Source organism: Streptomyces atriruber, from assembly GCF_001418325.1.
GTDB lineage: Bacteria > Actinomycetota > Actinomycetes > Streptomycetales > Streptomycetaceae > Streptomyces > Streptomyces atriruber.
In genome coordinates, this window is sequence record NZ_LIPN01000686.1 from 1 (window position 1) to 2,493 (window position 2,493).

4 protein-coding genes and 1 pseudogene are annotated in these 2,493 nt (G+C 73.3%); 4 read left to right on the plus strand and 1 reads right to left on the minus strand.

Annotation, left to right across the window (positions count from 1 at the left end):
* From AOK03_RS40055 to AOK03_RS40070, 4 genes are all read left to right on the plus strand, one after another.
* On the plus strand, window positions 1-188 hold a 188-nt coding region (locus tag AOK03_RS40055; protein ID WP_157869238.1), incomplete at its 5' end, for a heme-binding beta-barrel domain-containing protein.
* Complete coding sequence (locus tag AOK03_RS40060; protein ID WP_055570222.1) at window positions 185-796, plus strand: 2'-5' RNA ligase family protein; 612 nt, start codon at window positions 185-187, stop codon at window positions 794-796. The genes AOK03_RS40055 and AOK03_RS40060, both read left to right, overlap by 4 nt.
* 119 nt (window positions 797-915) lie before the next feature.
* A complete protein-coding gene (locus tag AOK03_RS40065; protein WP_055570223.1) occupies window positions 916-1,407 on the plus strand; it encodes a DUF3574 domain-containing protein in 492 nt (163 codons plus the stop codon).
* 79 nt (window positions 1,408-1,486) lie between these two features.
* The gene (locus AOK03_RS40070; protein ID WP_055570224.1) at window positions 1,487-2,080 is read left to right on the plus strand and encodes a DUF4291 domain-containing protein; all 594 of its coding nucleotides are present in this window, start codon (window positions 1,487-1,489) and stop codon (window positions 2,078-2,080) included.
* Window position 2,081: 1 nt separating this feature from the next.
* Here AOK03_RS40070 and AOK03_RS40075 read toward each other — a convergent pair.
* Window positions 2,082-2,493 (minus strand): annotated as a pseudogene (locus tag AOK03_RS40075) (SWIM zinc finger family protein); the annotation flags it as partial.

Consider the following 2,493-nt stretch of genomic DNA (forward strand, 5'->3'; position numbering starts at 1 on the left):
CGGCCGACGGCACGGTCGACCTCGCCACCCACGACGTGGCGCTCACCCCCACCGCCAAGGACGTCACCGCGACCCGCCGCCGCTACACGCTGGCGGACGACGGCACGCTCACGTTCACCCACGATCTCGCCGCCGTGGGACAGCCGTTGCAGCACCACCTCGCGGCACAGCTGCGCCGCGCGCAGTGAGCACCGGGACACACGAACGCGCGCAGGAGGCCGGGGCGGCGGAGTCGCACGGCTGGCCCGACCTCCCCGGCGACACGGCCCTGACCATCCGCGTCCCCGAGGCGAACCCCCTGGTCCGGGCCGGTTTCCCGGCGCATGTGACGGTGCTCTACCCGTTCCTGAACGAGTCCCTCTTCACCCCGTCCACCCACGCCGACCTGACGGACCTCTTCGCCGCCCGGCCCGCCTTCACCCTCACGTTCAGCGAATTCCGCCGCTACCCGGGCGTGCTGTACCTGGCACCAACCCCCGAGACCCCCGTGCGTGCCCTCACCGAGTCCCTCACGGACCACTGGCCCCGGGCGATCCCGTACCGCGGCATCTTCACCCCGCCCCTGGCACCCCACCTCACCCTGGCGAACGACGAGGGCCCGGACACCTGCGAAGCCGCCTACGACGCGCTGGAGTCGAGGCTCGCCCCGGCCCTCCCGCTGACCAGCCATGTCAGCAGCGTCCATCTGATCGTCGCGGACGGTCCGGGGAAGGGCTGGCGGGACCTCAGGACGTACCGGCTGGGTACGGGCGTGTCACGTCCGCGTGAAACCGACATGGGGCCAAACAGGCCATAACACCGGAAGAAGGGCATCGGGCGCCCTCGGGTCCGCTACGGTTTGCCGCCGTCACGGATCCACGGCTCCCGTTCGTGCGCGAGCCGGTGCCCCGACCCCCTCCCCGGAAAGGGACCCCCATGGCCCTCAGCTTCCCCCGCATCTCCGGCACCCGGCTCGCCGTGGCCGCGGCGGCCACCGCCGTGCTGGCCGTCGGTGCTCCGGCCGCCTACGCCTCGCTGGACGACGAGGCGAAGCCGGCGCCCGCCTCCTCGGCCGCGGCGTCGACCGTCGCCCGCGGCAAGCCCTTCACCGAGACGCGGCTCTTCTTCGGCACGGAACGGCCCGACGGCGGGCCCGCGGTGACCGACAAGCAGTTCATGGCCTTCATCGACGACGAGGTCACGCCGGGCTTCCCCGACGGGCTGACCGTCCAGGACGGGCGCGGGCAGTGGCGCGACTCCAACGGCAGGATCGAGCGCGAGCGTTCGTACGAACTCATCCTGCTGTACCCGACGACCGAGGCGCGCAAGCGGGACGTCCAGATCGAGGAGATCCGCAGCGACTACGAGAAGAAGTTCGCGCAGGACTCGGTGGCTCGGCTGGACGAGCGGACCCGGGTGGACTTCTGACCGGAGGGGCCGAGCAGGCCGCACCCGGCGGCCGTAATTCGCTGGCGGTCCGTCACCCGCGGCGGCACGCTGAACCCCCATGAACCACCGGATCCGTGCCCTGCACACCGACACGACCATCACCGTCTACCAGGCGTACGCCCCGGAGCTCGGCGTGCCCGCGGCGCGCACCGGACGCTTTCCCGCCGCCTGGAAGCGGGACCGCATGACCTGGATCAAACCGTCCTTCCTCTGGATGATGTACCGCTGCGGCTGGGCCACCAAGGAGGGCCAGCAGACGGTCCTGGCGGTGGAGATCACCCGTGAGGGCTTCGACTGGGCGCTGCGCCACGCGTGCCTCTCGCACTACGTCCGCGGTCTCCACCCCGACCAGGCCGCCTGGAAGCGCGACCTGCGGCGCTCCCCCGCACGCGTCCAGTGGGACCCGGAGCGCGACCTCCACCTGACCGCCCTCCCCCACCGCTCCCTCCAACTGGGCCTGTCCGGCGAGGCGTCCCGCCGCTTCGCGGACGAGTGGACGGTCTCGATCACGGACGTCACCGACCGCGCACGGGAGATCCACGGCCTCGTCCGGGACGGGAGCGACGACGGCGTGGCGGCGGCGACCCGGCTGCTGCCGGAGGAGCGTCCCTATCCGGCGGGCGACGAGCTGCTGGCGCACCTCCGGGCGTGAACTACGCCTCCGCCACGTCCGCCAGTGCCCCCACCGGATCCACGTCCGCCTCGCCCTCGGGCCACCAGTCGCCGCCGCCGGGCTCGCTCCGGTACGGATACCAGCGGCCGTCCGTTCCGTAGCGGAGCTGGAGCGTGCCCTCCGCGTTCGTGAGGTGGTTGCGGTGGATCGTCATGCGGGGGAGGTCGGCGGCGACCAGGGCGCCGCGGGCCCGGTCGAAGGGGCCCGCCGGGGGGTCCCAGGGGGATTCCAGGACCGCAAGGCCCGCCTCGCCGCCCTGGCGCCAGGCCGCCGACGCCCGGGAGAGCTCCGCGGGGGTGCTCCCCACCGCCCTGGCCAGCTCGGCGAACTGGCGGCTGAAGGTGCGGCGGCCCGTGAGGCCGGGGTGGAACGCGGCGAGGCGGACCGCGTCG

Excerpts from the sequence above, each read along its gene's own strand:
- AOK03_RS40065 (WP_055570223.1), top strand. The coding sequence starts at position 916 with ATGGCCCTCAGCTTCCCCCGCATCTCCGGCACCCGGCTCGCCGTGGCC.
- AOK03_RS40070 (WP_055570224.1), top strand. The coding sequence starts at position 1,487 with ATGAACCACCGGATCCGTGCCCTGCACACCGACACGACCATCACCGTC.